The sequence below is a fragment of the Paenibacillus polymyxa genome (assembly GCF_015710975.1).
GTDB classification, from domain to species: domain Bacteria; phylum Bacillota; class Bacilli; order Paenibacillales; family Paenibacillaceae; genus Paenibacillus; species Paenibacillus polymyxa.
Genome location: NZ_CP049783.1, coordinates 3,405,883 through 3,431,123 on the forward strand (window position 1 = coordinate 3,405,883; position 25,241 = coordinate 3,431,123).

Genomic DNA, 25,241 nt, shown 5'->3' on the forward strand with positions numbered 1-25,241 from the left:
TACAATGAAAACCTGCTGCACCATCCAAGTTGACGAAGACAGTTTAGTTATTGATTTGCCAGAAGAAGGAACCACGCTAGAGTCCCTGCTCGGTGATATTGAGAGTTGTGGAGGCAGTGAAGAACCTTGGCTACAACTTATAGACAAGGTGATGGGTAACTCATCTGAGACTGTACTGACAGATCAAGCGACGGATGGCGGCGATATGAACGAAGATCAGGCAACCCAAGAACCTCAAGCTGCCGCTAAGGGGTAATAAGGACATCATACGTTAAGACGATATTGTTAACATTATCCGATCATATACAAGATCATGATAAGACTGCTGTACCGAGCTTAGGCATCGGGAAGCAGTCTTTTTTTAAGTTAAAGAGTTGCAATTGAGACTCTTTTTAACCTGTTAACCAGCCAAAATTGGCCAAATTTTTCAATAGCTAAATGAGACTTTTGTCCCTTCAGTACTCTACAGTAGCCAACTAAGGGGTACATATCCCAAAACCGTGACTTCTTATTCATTTTCTAGCATAAAGTCGAAATGTAACATGTAACTAACTATAATAGTAGTAACATCCATATACAGGTAAGTGACATCGAATGTTGGACCTGATCCTTTTATTGTATGAAGGAAGGGGCGAAAAAGCGGAGAACAACGTACTGATAAGTCTCATCTATTTTATTAAAAGGAAGGAATGTGTAAATGATGAACAGGCAATGGATCCTGCCAAGGATCGCAAAAAGAGTAGCAGTACTGCTAACAGCAGTGTTGCTATTAACGTTAACGAATGGGTTTAACTGGAATGCGTCAACAGCAGAGGCGGCCGGGACGACCCCTGTGGAACGTTACGGACAACTTTCAGTAAAGAGCGGTAAACTGGTGGATAAAAATGGACAGCCTGTACAGCTCAAGGGCATTAGTTCTCATGGCGTCCAATGGTTTGGAGATCTGGTGAATCAGGACACTATGAAATGGTTGCGGGACGATTGGGGCATTTCCGTGTTTCGAGTTGCGTTGTACACTGAAGAAAACGGTTATATTGCCAATCCTTCATTGAAAAATAAAGTGAAGGAAGCCATTGAGGCAGCACAGAAATTGGGTTTGTACGTCATTATTGACTGGCACATTCTCTCAGATGGCGATCCGAACATTCATAAAAATGAAGCCAAAGCTTTCTTTAATGAATTTTCCACTAAGTATGGTCATTTGCCTAACGTAATCTATGAACTTGCTAATGAGCCGAATGGGAATGTGAACTGGAACAATCAAATTCGACCTTATGCATCCGAGGTATCTCAGGTTATTCGAGCTAAGGACCCGGATAATATTATTATTGTAGGAACAGGTACCTGGAGTCAGGATGTACATGATGCAGCAGACCATCCACTTCCAGACAAAAATACAATGTATACCGTGCATTTCTATGCGGGAACACATGGACAATATTTGCGCGATCGGGTTGATTATGCACTGAACAAGGGTGTAGGCATTTTTGCTACCGAGTGGGGGACAAGCGACGCTTCGGGTAACGGTGGCCCTTTCCTGAATGAATCCAAAGTATGGACTGACTTTCTGGCTAGCCGTAAAATCAGTTGGGCCAATTGGTCGCTTGCTGACAAAAATGAGACCTCGGCTGCGCTGTTGCCTGGTGCAGATCGCAAGGGTGGATGGCCTGATTCACAATTAACAGCTTCCGGCAAATTCGTAAAACAGGCAATTCTGGAAGGCTCCAGCAGTTATGGTGGAGGAGGAAGCAACGGCGGAAATACCGGCGGAAACGGCAACAATGGCGGTAGTAACGATGGTGGAAATAGCGGTGGAAACAATGGTAACGATCACAGTGGAAGTACACCAGGCGGTAATAATGAAGGGATCGTGCTTCAATATCGCACCGATGATACGAATGCCAAGGATAATGCGATCCGACCTCAATTTAATATCAAAAATACGGGTAAAACAGCTGTGAAGCTGAGTGATCTGAAAATTCGCTACTATTATACAGATGAGAGCAAACAAGCTCAGCAGTTTTTTGTAGACTGGGCCAAGATTGGCAACGAAAAGGTAAAAGCAACTTTTGTAACATTGCCAAAGCCGAAGGTCAAGGCAGATAAATATGTAGAAATTTCTTTCACAGATGGAGCAGGAACGATTCAGCCCGGCGGCGAAACCGGGGAAATTCAATCCCGTATTCATGCTGCAAATTGGAGCAACTTTGATGAGACCAACGATTACTCCTATGGTGCTACCCAAACAGCATTCGCAGACTGGGACCATGGCACCGTATATCAGCAAGGTAAGCTGGTATGGGGTATAGAACCCTAGAAATTCAGCCATGACAAACTTGGCTGGAGTGAGTAAAGAGATGGGACTTTTGGTTGCACTCTTTTGAAGAAATGAAGTATAGCTTATGCGCCTTTGGTATATGGATGATGGAACTTTAGAAGTAAACAATTTATACTTCAGTTCCGATGGATATACTACTAAAGTACCATATGACATTCGACTTTTGTGGTATCTATATTACAACAAACCCCCGCTGTTGCCTTTATAGGCAGGCGGGGGTTTTAATGTTAATGAAAATCAGCCTCTGTTCATCTGTGTTTATACCAAATTAAAAGCTTTGGCCAGCAGACGGTAGGACTGAACACGTTTATTGAAGTCATGAATGGAAGAAACGACCAGTAATTCATCGGTACGATACTGCTCAGCCAGTCTTAGCAGCTGTTCCTTGCACTGCTCAGGAGTACCAACAACACGCCATGCTGCAGACTGGCGCAGCCGTTCACGATCAAATTCTGTATAGGGATAGGACATGGCTGTTTTCACCGATGGAAGAGAATTCATTTCTTTACCCTGCATGAGTAAAAGGAAATACAAACTAGCACTGGATGCCAGCAGCTCAGCTTCCTCTTCAGTTTCAGCGCAGGCTACCGTAACTGCCGCCATGGAGTGAGGCTTATCTCCTAAAATCGAAGGCATGAATTGCTCGTGGTAACGCGCGGTAGCTTCTACGCCGCCCGGAGTACCGAAAAATTGGGCAAAGGCGTAGGAGGCACCCATCATCGCGGCCAATCTGGCGCTCTCCCCGCTGGAGCCAAGCAACCATAATTCAGGAACGGTTGATATCATCGGGGAGGCATGAAGGCCAGCAAACCGATGATTGTCAGGCACCGAATCATGGAAATAGTCGATTAAATCTAGAATCTGCTGTGGATATTGTTCGACAGCTTGGTATTTCCCTTCCTGCAATGCGCGAGTAGCCAGCGGCAAGCCGCCTGGAGCACGTCCTATTCCCAAGTCAATGCGTCCAGGGTGGAGCGCCTCCAGTAACCGGAAGTTTTCAGCTACTTTATAGGCGCTATAGTGTGGCAGCATAATGCCGCCTGAACCCACACGAATCCGCGATGTGTGAGCAGCCAAATGGGCAATCAATACCTCGGGACTGGAGTGTGCTAGTGTTTTGGACGCATGATGCTCGGATACCCAATAACGGCTGTACCCCAGTTGATCAGCTTCACGCGCTAAATCTGTTGTATTAGACAATGCATCTTGAGCAGAACCGCCTTCAGGAATATGAGACTGGTCCAGTATACCCAGTTTAAGCATTTTACAATCACCTCTTACACAACTGTATCAAACACAACCCATTTGGTCAAAATTCAAAACTGGATAGGTTGGAGTTTGGGCATCTTTTCGTTATAATAAAGGATGCATAAGGGATGAGAGAACATCTCTGCTCATGGAGAGGGGACTACATTTGTGTTAAGAACACCTTTAGGGCGTGTCCGGCTCATGCTCTGGATTCAAGCTATAGCGTATTTGGCGATACTATTCACCCACCAGCCGCTGCAAGCTGCGGGCATGACCCAGGCGGTTATGGTGATTGGTAACATATACCGGGTGAGCTTTCTGTTGCTCCTCGTCGCTTTAATCTATGGAAAAACCGCATTGCATTGGTCTTTACGGCGGCCTCTTTTCATTATGTTTGCATCCTTCATTCCGTTTGGTCTAATGATTATGGATTTTGTTTGGGTGCGAAAATGGACAGGAGATTCGACAGCAGAACAGAGAACTGCATCGTAAACTTTACAGGAGAGGTGCTTCGCTGTGAAGTGCGGTAGGAGCTTGTCTATGGAAGCGAGATTGGCTCCGATGCAGTAGAAAGAACATTACGCAGATGGATGCGTGGTGTTCTTTTTATTATGCACCGGAGAAAAGCGTTAACTCAATATAATGCTAAGGTTTGAACTAAAAATTCAGCCGTCTTGCGTCTGTGGAAACCTTCAACCCAATGTCCCGTGAACGGATAAATTTCAATCGTCTTTGGTGATTCAATGCGGTTGTAAGCAGCGAAAATCGTCTCTGGCATACACACTGTATCCTTCAACCCTACAGATACCATGACAGGGATACCAATGCGATGAGCTAGATTCATCACGTCAAAATAACTCAATGTATGTAGTACCTGCTCCAAATGCTCGGGGAAGCGGTTTGCGAATTCGGCAGCTTCTGTCAGTGAACTGGTAGAATTCATCATGCCAAAATCCATATGACACATATTAGGAATATCCGCTACCGTCGTAGCAACTTTATCGCTGAGCGCAGCCACCATTAATGCAAGTCCACCGCCCTGGCTGGCGCCACTGATTGCGATTTTAGCCGAATCGACGTCGGCTTGCTCCGCCGCCCAGTCTACGGCTCTAAGGGCATCGGTTGTAATCGTTTTGTAGTAGCAGGTATCCTTGTCCAATATTCCTTTCGTGACCCAGCCTTTAACGGTTCCGTGAGGGTCATTCCGACGGTCCCCCGTTTCTCCTCCCTGACCACGAACATCTACCGCCAATACAGCAAAACCAAGCATTAGCCAAGATGAATAATCTTCAGGATAGCCCTTTCCGCCTGTGTAGCCATGAAACAGAACGATGCATGGCAGCTTCTGATCTCCTGCAAATCGGGGACGTACATACCAGGCATGCAGAGGCGTATCATCGATCCCCTCAAAAGTGACCCGATAGGCCATCATATGAGGATACGGTGTTTCTACGGGCGTTTTGAATGCACGTACAGGTTTGGCGTGAACTTCTTTCAGTGTTTTGTCCCAAAATAAATTCATATCTTTAGGGGTGGTAAGATCGGGAACGTACTGCTTCAATTCGGCAATTCTTTTTTCAATAACATTCATAATCAAAAATTCTCCTTCATATAGAATGAGTTCTCTTAGGCATTACTCGGTAAAGTGGATTTCTCCAGCTCGCTCAGCAGTTCAAATGCTCTTTCATTAGTGTCTCCGCATGTATCCTTATCCGCATGAAAGCCACTGCATACAGCAGGACGCTCAGGTTTTCCAAATAATTGGCAGCGGTAATCAGGCGTGAGTTGAGGGCAAGGAACACCAGCGGGTTTTCCGTCTGGCATGCCGGGAATAGGGGAAGAAATCGTAATGGCAATGCAACATGCAGCACATCCTACTCGACACTCCAGAGGGGGTCACTCCTTAATAATCTGTTATTTTTGTAACTTATGCATGAAGTGACTTCAGTGAAGCCATAATGTGAGGATGGCACAAAAAAAGCAGGAATACAAGGATAAACGGATAGGAGACACACTTTTCACACAAAGAGCATAAATAATCTGGGAGGCACGTAGGATGGTATCAAGCCCCCAAATCAGCGTACCATTGAGTGGTAATATTAACCATTTGGTCTCTGTGTGTTCAAAAGGAGTTCGAGTGGTTAATAATAGAACACAACGATAAAAACTAAAACGAGGTGACGCAAAATGAGTTGGTTATGGGCATTGATTGTTGGTGGTATTATTGGTTGGTTGGCAGGAATTATCGCAGGTCGTGATGTTCCGGGTGGTGTGATTGGTAACATCATCGCTGGTTTTATCGGTGGATGGTTGGGTAGCTTGATTTTGGGAGACTGGGGTCCTGAAATCGGATCGTTCTACATCGTTCCTGCATTAATTGGTGCGATTGTGCTAGTCGTGATTGTGAGCTTGATCTTCCGTTCCGTTGGACGGAGCAGAGGCTAACTTTACGAATTATTGAATAGACCCGTCCCGATGTGGCGCGAGTTAAAAATGGAAAAAAGCTGCTTCCGCAAGGTTCACAAATGAACCTGTGGGAGCAGCTTTTTTTTGAGATAAAGTTACATAGTTTCTATTGAAATCGTCTGATATGAGGAACAATTAGCACGCCCAGCACGATACACATGCCGATGGTTGCAAACATACCAATGGTGAGGATACCGCCAAGCTTGTCCGCCACGGCACCTACGGCCAGATAGCCGACAGGAAGCAGTGCGAAGGAAAACATCAAATCCAGACTGGCTACACGTCCAAAGGATTCAGCGGGAACTAATTCCTGCAGGCTTGTCTCCCAGATGATCGCAAAAATCATAATACCAAATCCTTCGAGCATCATGCTCATAATCAATCCTGGCATCCAGGTGACTATGGACAACAGCAGTAAGGCAAGACCGCTGACAAAAGCTCCTAAGTAAGCGAGCAGACCGCGGTGTTTCCAATGCTTGCGCGATCCATACACAAAGGCTCCCAACATGGCACCAATGCCACTACTTGCCATTGCGATGCCGTATACGACTGGATTATAGCCATGATGCACCTTGAACAGCCATGGGATGAGCACAGCGATAATACCTGAATAACAGATATTAATGAAAGAAAAGGCGAGTATCGTAATCCATAGCCAAGGATGGCTTTTAAGAATAGCAAAACCTGCTATAAAATCCTTGAGAAAATGTTGTCCACCCTGATCTTCCTGTTCTGAACCGGTCTGACGTTTGCCGATGATGGAGGCCAAATGAGCACTTAGCATCCAAAAACAGGAAAATGATACCAGGTAAGCGATAGAATCCAGTCCAAAGCCGACACCGGGAGAGGAAAAGGATACAATAAAGCCTCCTAGCGGAGGACCGAGTAGACGAACAGCTTGTATGCTGATTTGACTTAGCGCATTGGCAGCATTGCGGATGTCCGGTGTAAACACTTGTGCACGTAAGGCTGAATAAGCCGGATTAAAGATACCATCCATCAATCCGTACAACGCAAGCCCAACGAATAGGAACGGCAACTTCATCCCGTCCGTAAACATCAGCACCGAAGCAACGAACATCAGACCAAAGCGGGCGACATTCGTGAACAGAAGGAGGCGAATTCGGTCGATTCTGTCCACGATCATTCCTGCGAAAGGAAGAATAAGTACATTTGGCAGCATATAAACCGTCATCGCCAATCCCATGATGGTGGTGGAGCCTGTCAGAGAATAGATAACCAGTGGCAAAATGACTGTCGTGACGGAGCTTCCTAACATCGCGATCCAATGTCCAAGCCATAAGAGGGTGAACGCTTTGGATTGTTTTAAAGGTGAAGTAAAGGTAGCCCAGGCCGAGTGCCTTCCTTCAGGGGATAAAGTTGTATTTTGGGTATCCATGATCACACTCCGGTAAATATTTCTAATCTGTATATTAAAACCTATTATACGAAATCTCTTATGTAATGGTACACAAAAAGTTGCTGCGAGGGCAGTGAAGATGAATAGCCAGCCTATGATGGAGTCAACCTAGAATAGAATTAGATGATAAAAAAATATAACTTACCTTTTGGATAGGGATTATTGGATAAAAGCATTGACGTGCGAAAATGAATGATGTACTATTCAATGACCAGCCTGTGCTAGGTTATCAAGAAAAAGGGAAAGAGTGTGGATAACATGAAAAAATTTAGTTTTTTACCGATTGTACTCATCGTGATGGCATTGCTGGTTTCGGCTTGCGGCAACAATGATAAAGGCACTAGCACGAATGATGCATCTACCGGAGGGAACGGTTCTAATAATGGAAAAGCAGATACAACGGCTGCAGCTACCCTTGAATCTGTAAAAGCGAGTGGCAAGCTGAGAATTGGTACGGAAGGTACCTATGCTCCGTTTACGTACCATGATGCTGCTGGCAAATTGACAGGCTTTGACGTCGATATTGCAACCGAAGTAAGTAAGCGGCTGGGTGTGCAACCGGAATTTATCGAGACACAATGGGACGGAATATTTGCAGGCTTGAACTCCAAGCGGTTTGACGCAGTATTCAATGAAGTGTCCATTACAGATGAGCGTAAGCAAAAATATGATTTCTCCGATCCGTACATTGTCTCCAAGGCGGTTCTGATCGTGAGTGATGATAATACGGACATCCAAAAATTTGCTGATTTAAAAGGTAAAAAGGCAGGGCAATCCCTGACTAGCAACCTGACTCAAATCGCAAAAAGCAACGGGGCGGAAATTGTAGCAACCGAAGGATTCAATCAAGCTATTGACCTCCTCACTTCCAAACGTGTAGATGCGACCGTCAACGACGGATTATCCTATCTGGATCTGAAAAAGCAAAAGCCTGATGCTCCAATCAAAAAGGTGGACGAATCTTCGGATGCTTCACACAGCGCAGCAGTATTTAATAAAGGGAGCGAAGATTTGATCAAGGAAGTCAACAAAGCGTTGGCTGATATGAAGGCTGACGGTACGTATCTGAAAATTTCTGAAAAATATTTTGGAGCCGATGTGTCCAAATAATAAAGGATGTCTGTACAATGGATGATCGCCAAATACAAATTATTATGGATTCATTATTGCCTCTGCTAAAAGCAGGGGTTTCTTTTACGATTCCGCTCACACTGATCTCATTTGCTCTGGGACTTGTGCTGGCGCTAATCACTGCACTCGCCCGGTTGTCCAAATGGAGAATACTCAAGCTGATCTTCGGCTTCTATGTATGGGTGATTCGAGGAACTCCATTGCTGGTGCAATTGTATATTATTTTCTACGGTTTACCTTCTGTTGGTATTACACTGGACCCGTTTATTGCTTCAGTGATCGGCTTTACGCTTAGCGTGGGGGCCTATAGCTCTGAAATTATGCGTGCCGCTATTATTTCCATTCAAGAGGGTCAATGGGAGGCGGGATATTCCTTGGGGATGACACGCTGGCAAGTGCTGCGGCGGATCGTGCTTCCTCAAGCTTCCCGTGTATCCGTACCCCCGCTTGCCAACTCATTCATCAGCTTGGTAAAGGATACCTCACTGGCTGCCACCATCACCTATGTGGAAATGTTCAGAACGGCTAATCAGATTGTAGCTACCACCTACGAACCGCTATTAGTTTATACCGAGGCTGGAGTTATTTACCTGCTATTTAGCACGATATTGACTGTGCTACAAAATGATTTGGAAAAGCGTCTCAGCCGTTTTTCCATTAGATAAAGGAGATTGTACCGGTGATCCAAATTCGGAATATACACAAGTCGTTCGGCTCGCTGGAAGTGCTTAAGGGGATTGGCGTGACGCTCGATAAGGGAAAAGTACTTGTGATTATCGGTCCTTCCGGTTCTGGTAAAACAACGCTTTTACGCTGCTTGAATTTGCTAGAGATTCCCGATCAGGGAGAAATTCAGGTAGGTGATATTGCCCTGAATTTTGCGAAAGGAACGAAGCTTCGACAAGAAAACATTTTGGCGCTGCGTAAGCGGACAGGGATGGTATTTCAATCCTACAACCTCTTCCCGCATATGACTGCCGTACAAAATGTGATGGAGGGGCAAGTCACGGTTCAGAAAAAAAGCAAGGACGAAGCGCGCAAACGTGCTTTGGAGCTGCTGAAGAAGGTAGGGTTGGCTGATAAAGCGGAATCCTATCCACATCAATTGTCGGGAGGACAGCAACAACGGGTCGGTATTGCCCGGGCAATGGCGGTCGAACCTGAGGTGCTTTTGTTCGACGAGCCCACCTCTGCTCTTGATCCCGAGTTGGTAGGTGAGGTGCTCAAGGTCATAAAGCAATTGGCTGCCGAAGGAATGACGATGGTTATTGTCACCCATGAAATGAAATTTGCGGCAGAGGTTGCGGATCATGTAATCCTGATGGATCAGGGCGTAATCATTGAGCAGGGTACGCCACATCAGGTGCTGGAGCAGCCGACCAGTCCACGGGCCATCCAGTTTTTGAATCGACTGAGTGGGGAAACGGAATAAACTGAATAGAAAGGCAGCTGCAGCCGGGGGTTAAAAATAACGCCCAGGCCAGTAGCTGCCTTTTATGCATCAGTGGTTCTCTTTTATTTCACTTTAATTTTTAATGTAATCAGAAAGGTAATCAAAAGAATACAACAGCCTATTAGGAATGGAGCGAACATATTCACATCAAATAAAAATCCCGCTAGAGTGGGACCTAGAATATTCCCGACACTCATATAGGCATTGTTCATACCAGCTACATATCCTTGCTCATTTCCTGCCATCTTCGACAATTGTGTATTAAGAGCTGGACGAAGCATAGCTGTGGCAAAGAAAATAAGGGAAGTCACAAGAAAGATACTCCAAAAGTCTTTGGCGAAGAGAAGTAAAATATAAGCGGCAGAGGTGAAGAGAAGCGAGCCTTTGATCAACCTTTTTTCACCAAACTGCTTGATCATTTTAGCAACAACCAATGCCTGCATACCGACGCCGATCACAGCACCTGCCGTTAGAAGGATTGAAATATGTTGCGGTGAGAATTGGAAGCGATCCGTTACATATAAGCCAAGAACGGATTCAAAGTTAGCGAGTCCAAAAGTCATCACCAGGACAATGACAAAGAACATCGCATATTTTGACTTTAATGATCTTGCATATTGTTTGAAAATAGATTCCCTTCGATGAGTTGTTGCCCGTGCTGCCTTCATTTGTTCTTTCGATAAGCTTTCAGGTAAATAAACGATTGAAAAAATAACTGCAATCATAGCTGCACCTGTTGCTGTATACAGCGGCACTCTCGTTCCATATCCTGCAAGAAGGCCGCCAAGTCCTGGACCAATGACAAATCCAAATGACATCGCTGCCGCTAGCAGGCTATTTCCTTTGGCACGTTCTTCGGTTGTTGTAATATCAGCTACATATGCCAGCATGGGCGGAATAATCAGGGCTGCTGCAACTCCTTCCAGAAGTCTTGAGGTGTACAGCATCCACAGCTCATCCCCAATAGCAAACATAAATTTAGCTACAGCAAAAATAATAACACCTACGACGATAAAAACTTTTCTCCCGTATCGATCAGACAGCTGCCCAGTCATGGGCGAGAGCAGGAATTGCGTTATGCCATAGGCCGCCACCAATAAACCGATGGCTCGCCCACTGGCACCAAATTCAATGATCAATTCCGGAAGAATAGGGGTAATCAAACCAACGCCGACCATAACAATGAATATATTAATCATGAGAATTACGAGTATTCTTTTCATACAAAAAAACCTCCTTATCCATTAGTTCTGGATAGGAGGCAGACATACGAACAAGAAGATACACTGCTCCCGTCAAAGAAGCAATGCTCTTATCGTTAATACCCAAAAGCCTACACTAATCCTATCCAGAAAATTCGTAAGATTACGTTTTTTCTTTGAAAATAGGATTAGTAGATCATTGGCTTAAGGTCACCCTTTCGGTACTTTATTGTTTATCATCGTAACATAAATTTCATAATGAGGCAATAAAAGGATGGATTAGAAAAACCCAACTCTTCCTTCGGAGGCATTTTTTAGCCAGTCCTGCTTGCGGCTTTTATCAAGCTCGCCCCGCATGCCTTTAATAATCAGCTCAATATCGGCTTTTCCTTGCTCATGCCATTCTAGAGCCGTGCTGACATACAGTTCACCAAGCTGAGCCAGGGAGAAGCCGTCCGTCATCGTTGCCGCCTTCTGTGTACCTGTCTCACCTGCAAAAACAAGGAAGTTACGCAGCTTGAGATACGCGAGTCGCAGCGCTTCGTCAGGCAAACTAATTTCGTAAGCCCGATCGAAACGCCCCGCCCGGTTCATCAGTCCCGGATCAATTTTTTCGGGATAATTGGTCGTTCCGATCAGGAAGATACCCTCCTTGGATGTAGCGCCGTCGAGCGTATTCAGGAAAAAGGAACGAACCTCCTGAGGCATAGAATCAATGTCCTCAATGACCAGTACCATTGGAGCCAGACGAGTAGCCGCCTCGAACACCTCTTTGACTGATTCACTAGTTGTATATTCTGTAATTTGCCAGTAAGCGGCCGGACCCGGTACACTGCTGGCAATTGATTTCACAAGTGTTGTTTTGCCGTTACCTGGATGGCCGTATAGTAGAATTCCACGCTTGTAAGGAATGTTATAAGTCTGATAGAAGGTACGATCTGCTTCAAAAAACTGATCAAGTGATCGGAAGATATCCCGCTTGATTTCTGCCTTCAAAATCACGTCATCCCGTGTAATTGCGCGGGTTATCGGTTCTGCTTGCCGAGAGAGTCCACGGCTTGTATCGGTAAAGACGGTGACACGCTTCATATTTTGCTTGCGTTCACGACCGCGTACGCCGGCGAGGAAGCTTTGCAGCTCCTGATCGCCTGTGGCAAATACGTAATCTTCATTGTATACGCCATTTTCACGGAAAAAGGGAACTCGTGCCAGTGCGATCCCCCACTTGGGATAGGCAAATACATTATTGCGCATCGACAGATGCACACCATATTCAGGCGTTGGCCCGTCATCGTCATATTGAATGGTGCGTTCCTCCAAACGATCGAAGACCCGTGCCACATGCTCCAGATCAGGGCTGCCTGAACGAATATCCTCCTCCAGCAGATCCCAATATTCAATATTGGGATCATCACTGGCATACAGCTCATATTTTACGCCATAGCGGTTATAGAGTGCTTCACTAATACCGTCGATCAGACGGGCATATGCGGCATAACCGGTAATGCGTCCATCTGTTCGTTCGTCAAATTCATAAATAGCTGGGATGTCTATACTCAACATTATTTTGCTCCTTTCAGGGCGGCCAGCGGTCTACATTTGGCTACAACGGCTGCGAGTCCTGCCCCGGTAACACTTTCAATAATATCATCTACATTTTTGTAGGCTTGTGGAGATTCGTCGATAATACTTTCCAGAGATGCCTGGTTGACCACAATTTCGTCGTCTGTCCCTACACCCAGGGCACCTGCAAAATCGTCTACACTTACAAGCCGCTTGGTCGCAGAACGCGAGCGAATACGGCCCGCTCCATGACAAATGGAGTGAAAGTTATCCTGACCGCCCGGTAAACCTACCATAATATAAGAGGCAGTCCCCATTGAGCCGGGGATCAGGGCCGGATGCCCAGTCGCCTCATAAGGCCGCGGATTGTCAGGGTGTCCTGCTGGAAGCGCGCGCGTTGCACCTTTACGATGTACAAACACGCTGCCATGATCCGGATGGGACTCCTCCCAAGCATAATTGTGCATCAGATCGTACAGCGTACGCAACTCGCACTTTGTACCAAAGACATCGCGGAAGGCTTCTCGCACGGAGTATGCAATCAGATGTCGGTTCACCACAGCATAATTCAGCGCTGAATACATCATATCCACATAATGTGCTGCCTCGGGATGATCCAGCGGTGCAAATACGAGTCTCGGGTCGGAGGTGCCGAGACCGAGACGGCTCATCGCTTTGGCGATGGCAGATGAACTGGACTGGCTGACTGCTCCACCCCAAGCACGTGATCCGGAATGAATCATCACAGCCACCTGACCGTCGAACATCCCCCAAGCTTCAGCGACTTCTCTATTTTCTTCCGCAATTTCAATCGCCTGAACTTCGACAAAATGATTGCCTCCACCCAACGTGCCGAGCTGCCGATGAGCCCGGTGCCAAGTACGGTCTTCGACGAGATTCAGCACTTCCTCGTCAAAGGAGAACTTACTGTGCTCTACATGAGTCAGTGAGGTGGATTTCTTAGGAGTGTAGCTATCTGGAATATATTTATTAGGTAAGCCATGCAAACCCTTACGTACAATATGCTCCAGTCGTATATCCGAATAATGTCCGCGTTGGTGGGCTTCCATCGGCAAGTATTTGTCGATTGTCTTAACCAGCTTGCGGCGCAGCTTGATTTCCTTCAAAGCATCCTTGTGCAGATTGGTCAGGTGTACGCGCATGCCGCAGCCAATATCGCTGCCAACGATGGAGGGAGATACATAGCCGTCTTCCATTCCCCATACCGCAGTTGTACCGATGCAGGTTCCGACGCCTACATGTACATCTGGTGTATATCCCATATAGCGGATACCTGGAATTTGTAAATTGTTATTAGCCATCTCGAACACTTTGTAATCCAGTGAGGAGAAGAGTTGCTGCGAAGCGTACACGGTCAGATCCCCTGCCGGAAGCTTCATCAGGTGGCTGTATGGTCCTTCATGAAAAGATGAGTTGGTCGTAGGTTGTATATTCATAATAAATGGGTAGTTCCCTTCTTCATGTAAATTTATAACATCCTATAAAAAGATTCGAAAAAAACAAAAAAGCCGCAGACTTGTCGTCTACGGCTTCGTGCACCGAAAGTGTCATTACATTTTATGATCAGTACATCATATAGTACATCATAAAAACATAAATAACCTGTTCTTTCAATAGCATATAAAAATAAAAAAGCCTGGTTCATCACGCCGTCAGACAGCGTGACATACCCATCATGTCGCCCGAACGGGGCCGATGAGACGAAATTTCGAATATGTGATTGTATCATGCTGACTGATTGTCATTATCGTGTAAAGCTTGGTCATGTCTGTCGGCCCCCTTTTCTTAAAGTTAATTGTTATGTTAATGGAAACCTGTGGAAGCTGTCAACCCTGAAAGATAAAAGTGTGGAAAAATGTGACTATACGCATGGTGAAGTGTGAGTAACATCATAGTTCAATTGACCCAAAACTGTTATTGTACTGAATATTCAAATATTCAGATATTGTTGATCGTTATGAAAACAATCTGTGAGGAGGACGGCGCAGGCATGGAAGGAGATCTCCAGAAGTTTAAGGCTGACTTTTTCAAAGCATTGGCTCACCCTCTGCGCATCCGCATTTTGGAGGTGCTGAGTGAAGGGGAACGGAATGTGAACGAGTTGCAGACTGCGCTCGGTTCCGAAGGTTCTGCCGTATCGCAGCAATTGGCTGTCTTACGGGCTAAAAATTTGGTGAACAGCTTTAAGGAAGGCACAACGGTCGTGTATTCACTACGTGATCCGCTCTTAACGGAGCTGCTAGCGGTGGCGCGGCAGATTTTTGACAATCATTTAGTCGAAGCTATCTCGTTGCTGGAAGGAATACGTAACGAGAAGTAATGCTACTACAGAAAAGAAGGGTTACAGGAATGAAGTGGATAGGAAGGTTCGAAGGCTATAACGCAGGGGCTTTACGAAAGGATCTAATTTCTGGAAGCATTGTAGCGATTGTGGCCATCCCGCTCGGTATGGCGTTCGCCATTGCATCGGGGGTAAAGCCGGAATATGGTCTGTACACAACCATTGTAGCGGGGATTTTGATTTCACTGCTGGGTGGGTCCAAATTTCAGATCGGAGGACCTACAGGTGCGTTTATTCCAATTTTGCTGGCTATTGTCATGCAATACGGCTATGAGAATTTGCTTATAGCAGGGTTTATGGCAGGCATCATACTCATTTTAATGGGTGTTTTAAGGCTGGGGGCATTGATCAAGTTCATTCCCAAGCCCGTAACCATTGGCTTTACAGCCGGGATTGCCGTGACGATCTTCAGTGGTCAGATTGCTAACTTTCTCGGTTTGCGTGGGGTAGAGCGACATGAAACTTTTCTGCCTTCGATGGCAGAGCTCGTCCATCGACTTCCTTCACTCAATGTGTATAGTATCCTGACAGCTTGTATCTGTCTTGCTGCGCTTATTCTAGTGCCTAAAAAATGGCCCAAGATACCTGGATCACTGGTCGGCCTGCTCTTGTCAACGTTGGTGGCAGCTTTGCTTTTTCCAGGGCAGGTGGCTACGATTGGCTCTGCTTATGGCGCAATTCCGGCATCATTGCCTGAGCTGCATATTCCTGTGATGACGTGGGAATTGATCGTGAAGCTGTTGCCGCCAGCACTTGTTATAGCGATGTTGGGGGCTATTGAATCGCTGCTTTCAGCGGTAGTAGCTGACGGGATGACGGGAACCCGGCATAACAGCAATCGCGAATTGGTTGGACAAGGGATTGCTAATTTGCTGACACCACTGTTTGGCGGCATTCCTGCGACAGGTGCCATTGCCCGTACGGCCACCAATATCCGCAACAACGCGGTTTCTCCTATGTCAGGTATTGTGCATGGGATCGTGGTGCTCCTCATTCTGGTGCTTTTTGCACCTTATGCATCTAATATTCCGTTGGCTAGTATGGCACCGGTATTGATGGTAGTCGCCTGGAATATGAGTGAGCGCAAGCATTTTGCGCACATTCTCAAAACACGGACAGCGGATTCTATTGTGCTGGTCGTCACCTTTTTGCTGACGGTCTTTACGACGTTGACAACGGCTGTGGAGGTAGGTCTGATTCTGGCAGTTGTATTGTTCGTCAAACGTATGAGCAGTACACTTTCAGTCGATAAGGTGCTTCCTGACCCTTCTGTGAAGCATGAAAAAGTAGGCGCACATATGGTCACAGAGCAGCATGATTGCCCACAGGTGGCTATTTACAATGTGGAAGGCCCCCTATTTTTCGGTGCAGCTTCGACGTTGGAGAACTCAGGTGTAGGGGGACAGACTGGCCACCTGCAAGGGATTTTGTTGTTGCGAATGGGAAAGGTCCCTTTTATGGATATGACGGGAGAAGCTAACTTTACCGCATTAATTCACAAGTACCGGAAGTCTGGTGGGACAGTGCTTGTGTCCGGACTCCAGCCCCAACCGCTGGAGTTACTGCGGAAAACCGGATGTTACGACATGATCGGACAAAATCATTTTTTCGAACATACAGGAGAGGCCCTTACGGCAGCTCTTGCAATGGTGAATCAGGAGCGATGCAGGGGATGCAGGCAGATGGCTTTTCGAGAATGTACGAGCCTGTGTCGCAGAACCCAGGAAACCAAATCTTCCTTTCCAGAAGCCGTTTCGGTTCCCATACCTGTAAATAGCGGCAGATAGCATTCTTCTACTTATGCTGCTGAATGCCGAAAAACCTCTTTTATTTTCGAAACAAATGCGAGTTTTCTCGGTGCATTTGGTTGCGGATTATAGAAGAGGTTTTTCACTTCTTCAAGAAAAAAAGGAATAAAATTCAAAAAAATGCTTGAATATCTGTTTTTATGACACTATACTAGATTCAAAAGATATCAAATGATTCATTCTTTTGTTTTAAATTGTATTTTAATAATATGCTTATCAACCTCCTCGATCACTTCTAGTATCTTACCCTACCCTTTTCTTCATTTTTTTCACTTACTTTCTTCCAGACTTGTCCACAGTTCTGAATTGAATGTCGTTCCTTGCGGTCTGCACCAAAGGTTATTCACCTTAGAATATGACCTATGGATTTCACCCCAGAATCTATATTTTTAAAGGAGGTGAGTACCAGAGGCTATTTGTGAGCTTTTGACGCTGCTGTCGGAAGGTTGTCTTTGAGAATCACAAAAACCAAGTAAAGGGAGAGGAAAAGTATTGATTAAGTGGAAAAATATCAAAAAGACACTGTCGGTCGGTTTTACCGCTATTCTTGCTTTTTCTCTGATTTCTCCGGTGTATGCAGATTCCAGCACAACCTCCTCAGCAGGAGCATCGTCGATTTCCGCCAAGGTTTCAGCCAAGCTGAACCAGCAATTCAGCGCCAGCGAGTATGTCACCTATCTGGTTAAATTAAAAGATCAAGTAGACACGGAGTCTGTTGCCAAGCACGCTTTTCAGAAGGCTTCTGCCGAGCAGATTTCCCCCGCTGCTGCTAAGCTATCTGTACGTACAACGGTTGTAAACTCTCTCATGGATACCGCAGAAAAAACTCAACAATCCGTGGAAGAATACTTAAAGAAGGAAGTCAATAACGGAAACGCCAAAAAATATAAGAGTTACTTTATCGTAAACGCATTTGCGGTAACCAGTACCAAAGAGGTCATGGAAAATCTCGCCATCCTACCTGAGATCGACAAAATTTTACCAGATGAAAAGCGCGAGTTGCAAAAGGTAGAAATCGATAAGGATACCCAGCCGATAGGGGAGCAATCAACAGCAGGCCAAGCAGTGGCAGATCAAACTGCTGTTGACCCGGCTGTGACGGAAGAAAATGCACAAAAATCGGTGCAAGAATCCGTGTATAAAGATGCAGTAACGCCAAGTCGTGTGGAGTGGAATATTTCTAAGATTAAAGCACCACAGGTGTGGGCCAAAGGTATTGATGGCAAAGGCATTGTCGTTGCCAATCTGGATACAGGTGTTGAATATACTCACCCGGCATTGAAAAGAAAATGGCGCGGGCTGAATGCTTCCGGTCAAGTCGTCAATCCAGAGCTGAGCTGGTATGATGCGGTTAATGGAGCATCGCTGCCAACAGATTCCCATGGACATGGTACACATACGATGGGGACAAGCGTTGGCTCAGACAGCAACGGTACGAATCAAATCGGTGTTGCTCCAGGGGCCAAGTGGATTGCCGTACGAGTATTCAATCCAGATACCACAGATTCCATCTTGCTGGATGGTGGGCAGTGGATTCTTGCACCTGTAGATAAAAACGGCAAAAAGCACCCTGAGCTTGCACCGGATGTGGTGAATAATTCTTGGGGCGGTGGACCTGGCCTGGACGAATGGTATCGCCCAGTGACCAAGGCGTGGAGAGCGGCACAAATTTTCCCTGAGTTCTCCGCAGGCAATACAACACTATCGAATCCCGGCGGACCTGGGTCTGTGGCCAATCCGGCTAACTTGCCAGAAGCCTATGCCACAGGAGCCACGGATATCAATAACAAGCTGGCAAGCTTCTCGTTGCGTGGTCCTTCTCCTTATGGCGAAGTGAAGCCAGAAATTTCGGCTCCTGGTGTAAACATTCGTTCCTCTGTACCGGGAGGAGTTTATGAGGGAGGCTGGAACGGTACCTCTATGGCAGGTCCGCATACGGCTGGATTAGCGGCATTGCTGCTTCAGGCTAAACCATCATTAACTGTGGATCAATTGGAGGATGTTATTTCGAAAACCGCAACACCGCTGACAGACAGTCAGTATCCGACTTCACCCAACAACGGCTATGGAAATGGTCTGATCGATGCGCTTGCTGCGGTGAACTCCGTACTTAACTAAAAATAATCATAATCATACAGGTTTAAGAAAGATCCCCGAAAATCCCTTTGGGCGGCTCGTACAAGGATGCATGCACCTGCTAACCGTGTGTTGCACTATGGCGTAGCTGCTAAAAAGGGGTTTTCCTACATAAATGAATATAAAAGTCATAGAATTTCAAGAAAATTGCAAAAAAATGACTTGTATATCTGTTTTGATAACTTTATACTATCCATAATATATGATTATATATCAATTTTTAATATAAAATGTAATGATATAACATGTTTTTTTCCTTCGAAATGCTTCTGCTTTTTCTCCTAGGTATCTACTGAATTTCATCGCTTCTCTATTGGGATTGTAAACTCACCTATGAAGTACTGCCATCTATGAACAGCCAAATATCTTTTTGAGCCTCTCTATAATCTATGAAGGAGGTGGTGGCTAACACATCGTATTGCGCAACCCGCGTGTTTGATGTGCAAGGCATGAGGTCTGACTCTTGTACAGGTTATTCCAGAATCATTAAACCTAGTAAAAGGAGTGGAGAAGTAATTGATTAAACCTAGACGTTTCAAGAAACCGTTATCTATTGGACTCTCTTTGCTTATGGCCTTTTCATTTGTTCAACCCGCTTTGGCGAAAAACACCCCGGATGGCTCCAAGCTGGAGCTGAAATCAGCCTCGCACATGGTCACGACCGCGAAGGTATCCGCGAAGCTGACCAAACAGTTTGAGGAGAACAACTATGTTACCTATTTGGTCAAATTAAAAGAACAGGTAGATACGAACAAGGTTTCCAAAAATGCTCTTCAAAAGGCTTCACTTGAGAAAATAACACCTTCCGCTGCCAAAATGGCTGTGCGCAGCCATGTGATCAGCTCTCTACGTGAAACGGCTTCCAGAACCCAATACGGGCTTGAAAGTTATTTGGATAAGGAATCGGAGAGCGGCGGAGTAAAGGAATATAAAAGCTATTTTATAGTCAATGCTTTGGCTGTCACGAGCACCAAGGAGGTGCTGGATCATATCTCGAAGCTGCCTGAGGTCGATAAAATTGTACCGAATGAAACACGTTATCTGCAAAAGGTAACGGTTGATAAGCAGCCAGAGGACACAGGCACCAAAGCGGCTGGAACCGCAACGGCAGCAACAGCAGGAACGGCAAAGTCTGACACAGCCCAGAAAGCTGTAGAACCGGAAAAGGGCGATGGCAAAACATCGGCATTGCCCGGTAATACAGGCAAGAACGCTGTGGACCCGTCCACAGTGGAATGGAACATATCCCATATTAACGCACCACAAGTGTGGGAAAAAGGAATCGACGGAACCGGAATCGTGGTCGCCAACCTCGATACAGGCGTTGACTACACGCATCCGGCCCTTCATCGCAAATGGCGTGGTCTGGATGCGGCAGGCAATGTCGTAAATCCAGAACTGAGCTGGTATGATCCGCATAGTCATGCGGCGCTTCCGGTCGATCAGGAAGACGATTCCCATGGTACGCATACGATGGGCACGATGGTCGGCTCCGAGGAAAATGGAACGAACCGAGTGGGCGTTGCCCCTGGTGCAAAGTGGATTGCGGTTCGGATTTTTAATCCGGAAACGACGGATGCAATTATACTGGACGGCGGTCAATGGCTGCTTGCGCCAAAAGATGCCCAAGGTAATCTTCATCCCGAACTTGCTCCAGACGTAGTGAACAACTCGTGGGGAGGCGGACCGGGTCTTGATGAATGGTTCCGGCCTGTAGTTCAGGCATGGCGGGATGCTCAAATCTTTCCCGAATTCTCCGCAGGGAACACCTCTCTCTCCAATCCGGGCGGACCTGGATCGGTAGCCAATCCGGCCAACTATCCGGAATCCTTTGCCACTGGGGCAACCGATATCAATGATAAACTGGGAAGCTTTTCATTGCTGGGACCCTCACCTTACGGTGAGATCAAGCCCGAAGTTTCCGCGCCGGGTGTAAATATTCGTTCAACCGTGGCTGGTGGCGGTTATAAAGGTGGATATAACGGTACTTCTATGGCGGGCCCTCATGTAGCGGGTCTTGCTGCTCTATTACTGCAAGCGAATCATTCTCTTACCGTGGATCAGCTGGAGGAAATTCTGGAAAACACAGCCACCCCTCGGACAGATAGTACATATCCTACTTCGCCAAACAATGGATATGGACATGGCGTCATTAATGCACTTGATGCAGTCGGATCTGTCATGCAGGGTCTGGGCTCTGTATCCGGTAAAGTCGTAACGGGTGGCGACGATCTGGAAGCGCCTGTTCTTGAGCATACACCGCCTGCAGCTGCATTTGAGGGTATTGATATCCCTTTGACTGCACATGTAACGGACGATGTCGGCGTAACAGCCGTTGAGGCCTTTGCCAAAACAGCGGGTTCGTCAAACTATGTATACATTCCGTTGGAGCGGACCTCTGGAGACAGCAAAGATGGTACATATCAAGCGTCCATTCCGACCTTTTTGGTGGATAGCAAAGGTTTGGAATACTATATCCGTGTAAATGATTTCGGTAATAATGGTTTTGAAACGGAAGTATATAAGGTGAATGTCTCCAAAGGTGTTAAACCAGGCTACACACAAGACTTTGAAAAAGACATTGCCGGTATTAATATCGGGGGTCAGGGTAGTGTTTGGAAATGGGGAACCCCGACAAGCGGCCCTAAAGGCGCACATTCGGGTACAAAGGTCATCGCGACCAATCTCGAAGGCCAATACCAGACCAACTCCAACAGTTATTTTGTGGCCCCTCCAATTGATCTAACTGAAAGTTCCAAAGGTGCACTGGTCAGCTTCAAGCATTGGTACGATCTTGAAAACAATTCTGATTTCGGCAAAGTGTATGTAGCGACCACAAACAATCAGAATGCGTTTGAGCAGGTATTATCGTTTACTGGCACCAGCAATGGCTGGAAAACACAATATCTTGATTTGCGAGCGTTTGCGGGTCAAAAGGTATACCTCCTGTTCAACTTTACTAGTGACAATACAATCGTGAAAGATGGCTGGTATATTGACGATCTCTCCATTCAGGAACCAGACAGCGTTGCACCTGCTGCCCCTGGTCATTTGACTGCTGAAGCAGATACTGTGGGCAACGTTACACTCGCCTGGGGTGCTTCCTCTGATGAAGATGTGAAGCAGTACAAGGTGTATCGTTCAACCCAGTCCGGTAAAAATTATACTTCCATCGGTACAACCTCTGGGCTGACCTACACGGATACGATCACTGTCGGTGGTGCGACCTATCATTATGCAGTGGCGGCCGAGGATTATAGCGGTAACGAAGGTGTCAAGTCGAACGAGGCTTCACTAAGAGTGGACGTGCCGGATACGCTGTATAGCGATCATTTTGATGGCAGTTCAGACAATGGTTGGACTCATTCCGGGACCAAGGATGAGTGGGAACGCGGCATTCCTAAGGAAGTAGGACCGGAAAGCGCAGTGTCCAAACCGAATGTGTGGGCCACCGATCTCGATAGCAACTATGAGAACGGTGCTGATTTTTCGCTGGTTTCTCCAAAAATTAATTTGAATGGTATACGCAATGCAACACTGACCTTCAACCACTGGTTTGAAATTGAAGGCGGCTATGATTACGGATATGTAGAAGTGTCCAAAAACAATGGCGACACGTGGAGTGAGCTGGGTAAGTTCTCGCATAATACAAGTGGTAAAAAATGGGCACCTGTTTATTACAATCTGGACAGCTATACCGGCAATGAGATTCAAGTTCGCTTCCGCTTGAAATCGGATAACAGTGTGAACAAGAATGGCTGGTATATTGACGATTTCCGTGTGCTAGGTGTTCCAGCTTCGACAGTGACCAAGGATATCGTACCTGAGTCCAATATCAAGCTGGAAAAAGCAGAAGAACAATTCCCACTGTACAAAATTACAAGCACTGAAAAGAGTGAATTTCAGGAAAAAGTGAAGCCGGCAGAAGCATCAGTGGATCGTGGACGTGTCGGTCTCGACAGTCTTCCAGCTAGTGCTACGGTTACGGTACTGGAAACCGGACGTTCGGTGAAAACAGACCCAACCACGGGCAAATACAGCTTCACTCATGTAGCGGGTGACTATACGCTGAAGGCCGAAGCCTACGGTTACGTGCCTCAGACGAAAGCAGTTACGATTGAAAATAACAAAGTCATCAGAGCAAACTTTAGTCTCCAGGCTGTCCCACACGGTACGATTCACGGGGTCATCACCGACAAGCAATCTGGTGAACCGATCCAAAAAGCGAAAGTATTGGTGCTGGAGGATGCACGTATTGCTCCTGTAGAGACGAATGAGGCTGGAGAATTTACGCTGGACGTGCTGGAAGGAACATACACATTGTCCATCGCAGCCGAAAATTACTATAGTGACAGTATTTCCGTTACGGCTCCTCCAAACGGCAGTGTAGAAGCGAATGTCACGTTGAAGCCTTTCATCGGTTTTCAAGGAGGCATCGCCTATGATGACGGTACAGGAGAAAATGCCAGAGCCTTTAACGCGGCAGGCAATTCATGGGCAGTGAGAATGACACCTGAGTCGGAAGTGGCACAGGTGACAGGAGCATCACTGTTGTTCTGGAACTCTGCTTTCCCGAATCCGGGAGGAACAGCATTCCAATATTCTGTCTATGACGCCTCCGGTGCAGCAGGAGCACCTGGACGTCTATTGGCTGGTCCATTCGACGGAATAGCTGTACGGGATGAGACACAATGGACGACGGTACAGCTTCCAGAGCCGGTGACGGTTCAAGGCGATTTCTATATTGTATATACACAGTCTGCGGTAGGCACACAGTCGCCGGGCCTTGCTACAGATGAAAACAGCCCCAATGCGCTTCGTAGCTGGCAAGGTGTAAGCGGCACATGGAGCCAATCCCCTGAAGAGGAAGGGAACTACATGATCCGGGCGATCGTCAGATATCCGGTCAACGCTCCAACGATTACAACTCCTACGAAGGCAACGTATACGCAGGAGGATACGATTACCGTAACAGGAACTTCTCCGGCAGAAGGGGCTGATATTCAGCTCTTTAATGGCAAAGAGTTGGCTGGCACAACGAAAGTGAAGGATCGTCAATTCAGTTTGGCGGTCGATCTTCAGCCAGGTGCTAATCCGCTAAGTGTTCAAGCGGCGGTATACGGCAAAGTAACGGATCGTTCCGAGCCGGTGGTTGTAACGCTCGATCAGACTAAACCGGGTCTGATCCTGACTTCGCCTGGTGAGGGAGCACGTACGAACGCAGGTGTGGTCAGTGTAACCGGTACGGTGTATGACGAGTTCCTCAGTGAATTGACGATTAACGGCGAGCCTGCTGAATTCGGAAGCGACGGCAGCTTTAACAAACGTTTGCTTATCAACGAAGGTGAAAACCAAATTACGGTAACGGCCAAAGATCTTGCTGAAAACGAAACGAGTGTTACACGCTCGGTGTATGTCGATACAGCGCTGCCGAAACTTGAAAATATTAGTCCTGCTGAGGATGTACGTATCACTCCAGGGCAGCCGGTACGGGTATCTTTTGACAGTGCATCTGGTTTGGAGGCATCCTTCCATGTGGAGTTGCCCTTTAACCTGTCCACTTTGGCCCGTAATGAAATTCCATTAAATGAAACTTCATCAGGTCACTATGAAGGTATTTATCTCACTTCATCTTCTCTGAACCTGGAAGGCGGAGTCATCGTGATCCGGGTAAGGGATGCAGCGGGGAATGAAGTGGAAACGGAGGCGCCGGGAAGATTGTATGTAACCCATGGTGGAGGAGAGGGCCCTGGTCCGAATCCACCTACATCGAATGAAAAGCCGGTAGCTATTATCCAGGCGAATGACTCAGCCAAGAAGAACAAAAATGTACAATTTAACGCCAAAGCCTCCCGTGATGCAGATGGTGAGATCGTCAGCTACAGTTGGAATTTTGGTGATGGCGATACGGCGGTTGGTTCAAAGGTGAAGCATAAATTCACCACAGCCGGAACGTATACTGTGGAGCTAACAGTGACGGATAATGACGGCGCAAACGGTAAGGCAGTGCATACCATCACGATCCGTTAACAGCAAGTAAGAGTAGGGGATAGAAGATTTTTTAGAATGCATTGCAGGCCCACAGCAAGCCACTGTTAATAGAGGCTGCTGTGG

The 25,241-nt window shown here is 46.5% G+C and carries 18 protein-coding genes; 11 read left to right on the top strand and 7 right to left on the bottom strand.

The genetic code is table 11. The features are described from left to right. Positions 1-4 precede the first annotated feature (4 nt). Positions 5-256 carry a hypothetical protein gene (locus tag G7035_RS15275; RefSeq protein ID WP_013372537.1) on the top strand — a complete coding sequence of 84 codons (252 nt, stop codon included), beginning with the start codon at positions 5-7 and terminating at the stop codon, positions 254-256. 441 nt (positions 257-697) lie between these two features. Then, positions 698-2,317, top strand: a complete 1,620-nt coding sequence (locus G7035_RS15280) for a cellulase family glycosylhydrolase (RefSeq protein ID WP_019688272.1) — start codon at positions 698-700, stop codon at positions 2,315-2,317. Between the two features lie 279 nt (positions 2,318-2,596). Here G7035_RS15280 and G7035_RS15285 read toward each other — a convergent pair whose 3' ends face one another. Then, entirely contained in the window at positions 2,597-3,601 is a 1,005-nt protein-coding gene (locus G7035_RS15285; RefSeq protein WP_019688271.1) for an LLM class flavin-dependent oxidoreductase, read from the bottom strand. A gap of 153 nt (positions 3,602-3,754) precedes the next feature. Here G7035_RS15285 and G7035_RS15290 point away from each other — a divergent pair, with 153 nt between their 5' ends. After that, positions 3,755-4,078, top strand: coding sequence for a DUF3817 domain-containing protein (locus G7035_RS15290; RefSeq protein WP_019688270.1), 324 nt, complete (start codon positions 3,755-3,757; stop codon positions 4,076-4,078). Positions 4,079-4,220: 142 nt separating this feature from the next. Here G7035_RS15290 and G7035_RS15295 read toward each other — a convergent pair whose 3' ends face one another. Both G7035_RS15295 and G7035_RS15300 read right to left on the bottom strand, forming a co-directional pair. Then, the gene (locus tag G7035_RS15295) at positions 4,221-5,177 is read right to left on the bottom strand and encodes an acetylxylan esterase (RefSeq protein ID WP_019688269.1); all 957 of its coding nucleotides are present in this window, start codon (positions 5,175-5,177) and stop codon (positions 4,221-4,223) included. Positions 5,178-5,212: 35 nt separating this feature from the next. Then, on the bottom strand, positions 5,213-5,476 hold the full coding sequence (locus tag G7035_RS15300) for a YkgJ family cysteine cluster protein (RefSeq protein WP_174822001.1): 264 nt from the start codon (positions 5,474-5,476) through the stop codon (positions 5,213-5,215). A 297-nt stretch (positions 5,477-5,773) separates the two neighbouring features. Between G7035_RS15300 and G7035_RS15305 the strand changes: the two genes are divergently transcribed. Continuing rightward, a complete protein-coding gene (locus G7035_RS15305) occupies positions 5,774-6,031 on the top strand; it encodes a GlsB/YeaQ/YmgE family stress response membrane protein (protein WP_013372531.1) in 258 nt (85 codons plus the stop codon). A 127-nt stretch (positions 6,032-6,158) separates the two neighbouring features. Here the strand turns inward: G7035_RS15305 and G7035_RS15310 are convergent, their stop codons facing one another. After that, entirely contained in the window at positions 6,159-7,451 is a 1,293-nt protein-coding gene (locus G7035_RS15310) for an MFS transporter (protein WP_019688268.1), read from the bottom strand. A 279-nt stretch (positions 7,452-7,730) separates the two neighbouring features. Between G7035_RS15310 and G7035_RS15315 the strand changes: the two genes are divergently transcribed. The 3 genes from G7035_RS15315 to G7035_RS15325 are packed head-to-tail and all read left to right on the top strand — an operon-like array spanning position 7,731 to position 10,035. Then, on the top strand, positions 7,731-8,582 hold the full coding sequence (locus G7035_RS15315; protein WP_019688267.1) for an amino acid ABC transporter substrate-binding protein: 852 nt from the start codon (positions 7,731-7,733) through the stop codon (positions 8,580-8,582). Positions 8,583-8,599: 17 nt separating this feature from the next. Continuing rightward, positions 8,600-9,268: an amino acid ABC transporter permease gene (locus G7035_RS15320; RefSeq protein WP_016818689.1), complete on the top strand. Its 669-nt coding sequence runs from the start codon at positions 8,600-8,602 to the stop codon at positions 9,266-9,268. A gap of 14 nt (positions 9,269-9,282) precedes the next feature. Beyond that, entirely contained in the window at positions 9,283-10,035 is a 753-nt protein-coding gene (locus G7035_RS15325; protein WP_019688266.1) for an amino acid ABC transporter ATP-binding protein, read from the top strand. Positions 10,036-10,118: 83 nt separating this feature from the next. On the opposite strand, the gene G7035_RS15330 is transcribed toward G7035_RS15325, so the two are convergent. The 3 genes from G7035_RS15330 to G7035_RS15340 all read right to left on the bottom strand — a co-directional run bounded on the left by G7035_RS15330 (position 10,119) and on the right by G7035_RS15340 (position 14,278). Further along, a complete protein-coding gene (locus G7035_RS15330; RefSeq protein WP_019688265.1) occupies positions 10,119-11,279 on the bottom strand; it encodes an MFS transporter in 1,161 nt (386 codons plus the stop codon). A gap of 258 nt (positions 11,280-11,537) precedes the next feature. Further along, on the bottom strand, positions 11,538-12,821 hold the full coding sequence (locus G7035_RS15335; RefSeq protein WP_019688264.1) for an AAA family ATPase: 1,284 nt from the start codon (positions 12,819-12,821) through the stop codon (positions 11,538-11,540). Then, entirely contained in the window at positions 12,821-14,278 is a 1,458-nt protein-coding gene (locus tag G7035_RS15340) for an RtcB family protein (RefSeq protein ID WP_019688263.1), read from the bottom strand. The genes G7035_RS15335 and G7035_RS15340 overlap by 1 nt, the downstream gene beginning before the upstream one ends. 554 nt (positions 14,279-14,832) lie before the next feature. On the opposite strand from G7035_RS15340, the gene G7035_RS15345 reads away from it, so the two are divergent. The 4 genes from G7035_RS15345 to G7035_RS15360 all read left to right on the top strand — a co-directional run bounded on the left by G7035_RS15345 (position 14,833) and on the right by G7035_RS15360 (position 25,157). After that, the gene (locus G7035_RS15345; protein ID WP_016818694.1) at positions 14,833-15,162 is read left to right on the top strand and encodes an ArsR/SmtB family transcription factor; all 330 of its coding nucleotides are present in this window, start codon (positions 14,833-14,835) and stop codon (positions 15,160-15,162) included. 29 nt (positions 15,163-15,191) lie between these two features. Further along, positions 15,192-16,970: a SulP family inorganic anion transporter gene (locus G7035_RS15350; protein ID WP_019688262.1), complete on the top strand. Its 1,779-nt coding sequence runs from the start codon at positions 15,192-15,194 to the stop codon at positions 16,968-16,970. A 513-nt stretch (positions 16,971-17,483) separates the two neighbouring features. Beyond that, positions 17,484-19,109: a S8 family serine peptidase gene (locus G7035_RS15355; protein WP_019688261.1), complete on the top strand. Its 1,626-nt coding sequence runs from the start codon at positions 17,484-17,486 to the stop codon at positions 19,107-19,109. Positions 19,110-19,643: 534 nt separating this feature from the next. Continuing rightward, a complete protein-coding gene (locus G7035_RS15360; RefSeq protein ID WP_019688260.1) occupies positions 19,644-25,157 on the top strand; it encodes a S8 family serine peptidase in 5,514 nt (1,837 codons plus the stop codon). Positions 25,158-25,241: the final 84 nt, after the last annotated feature.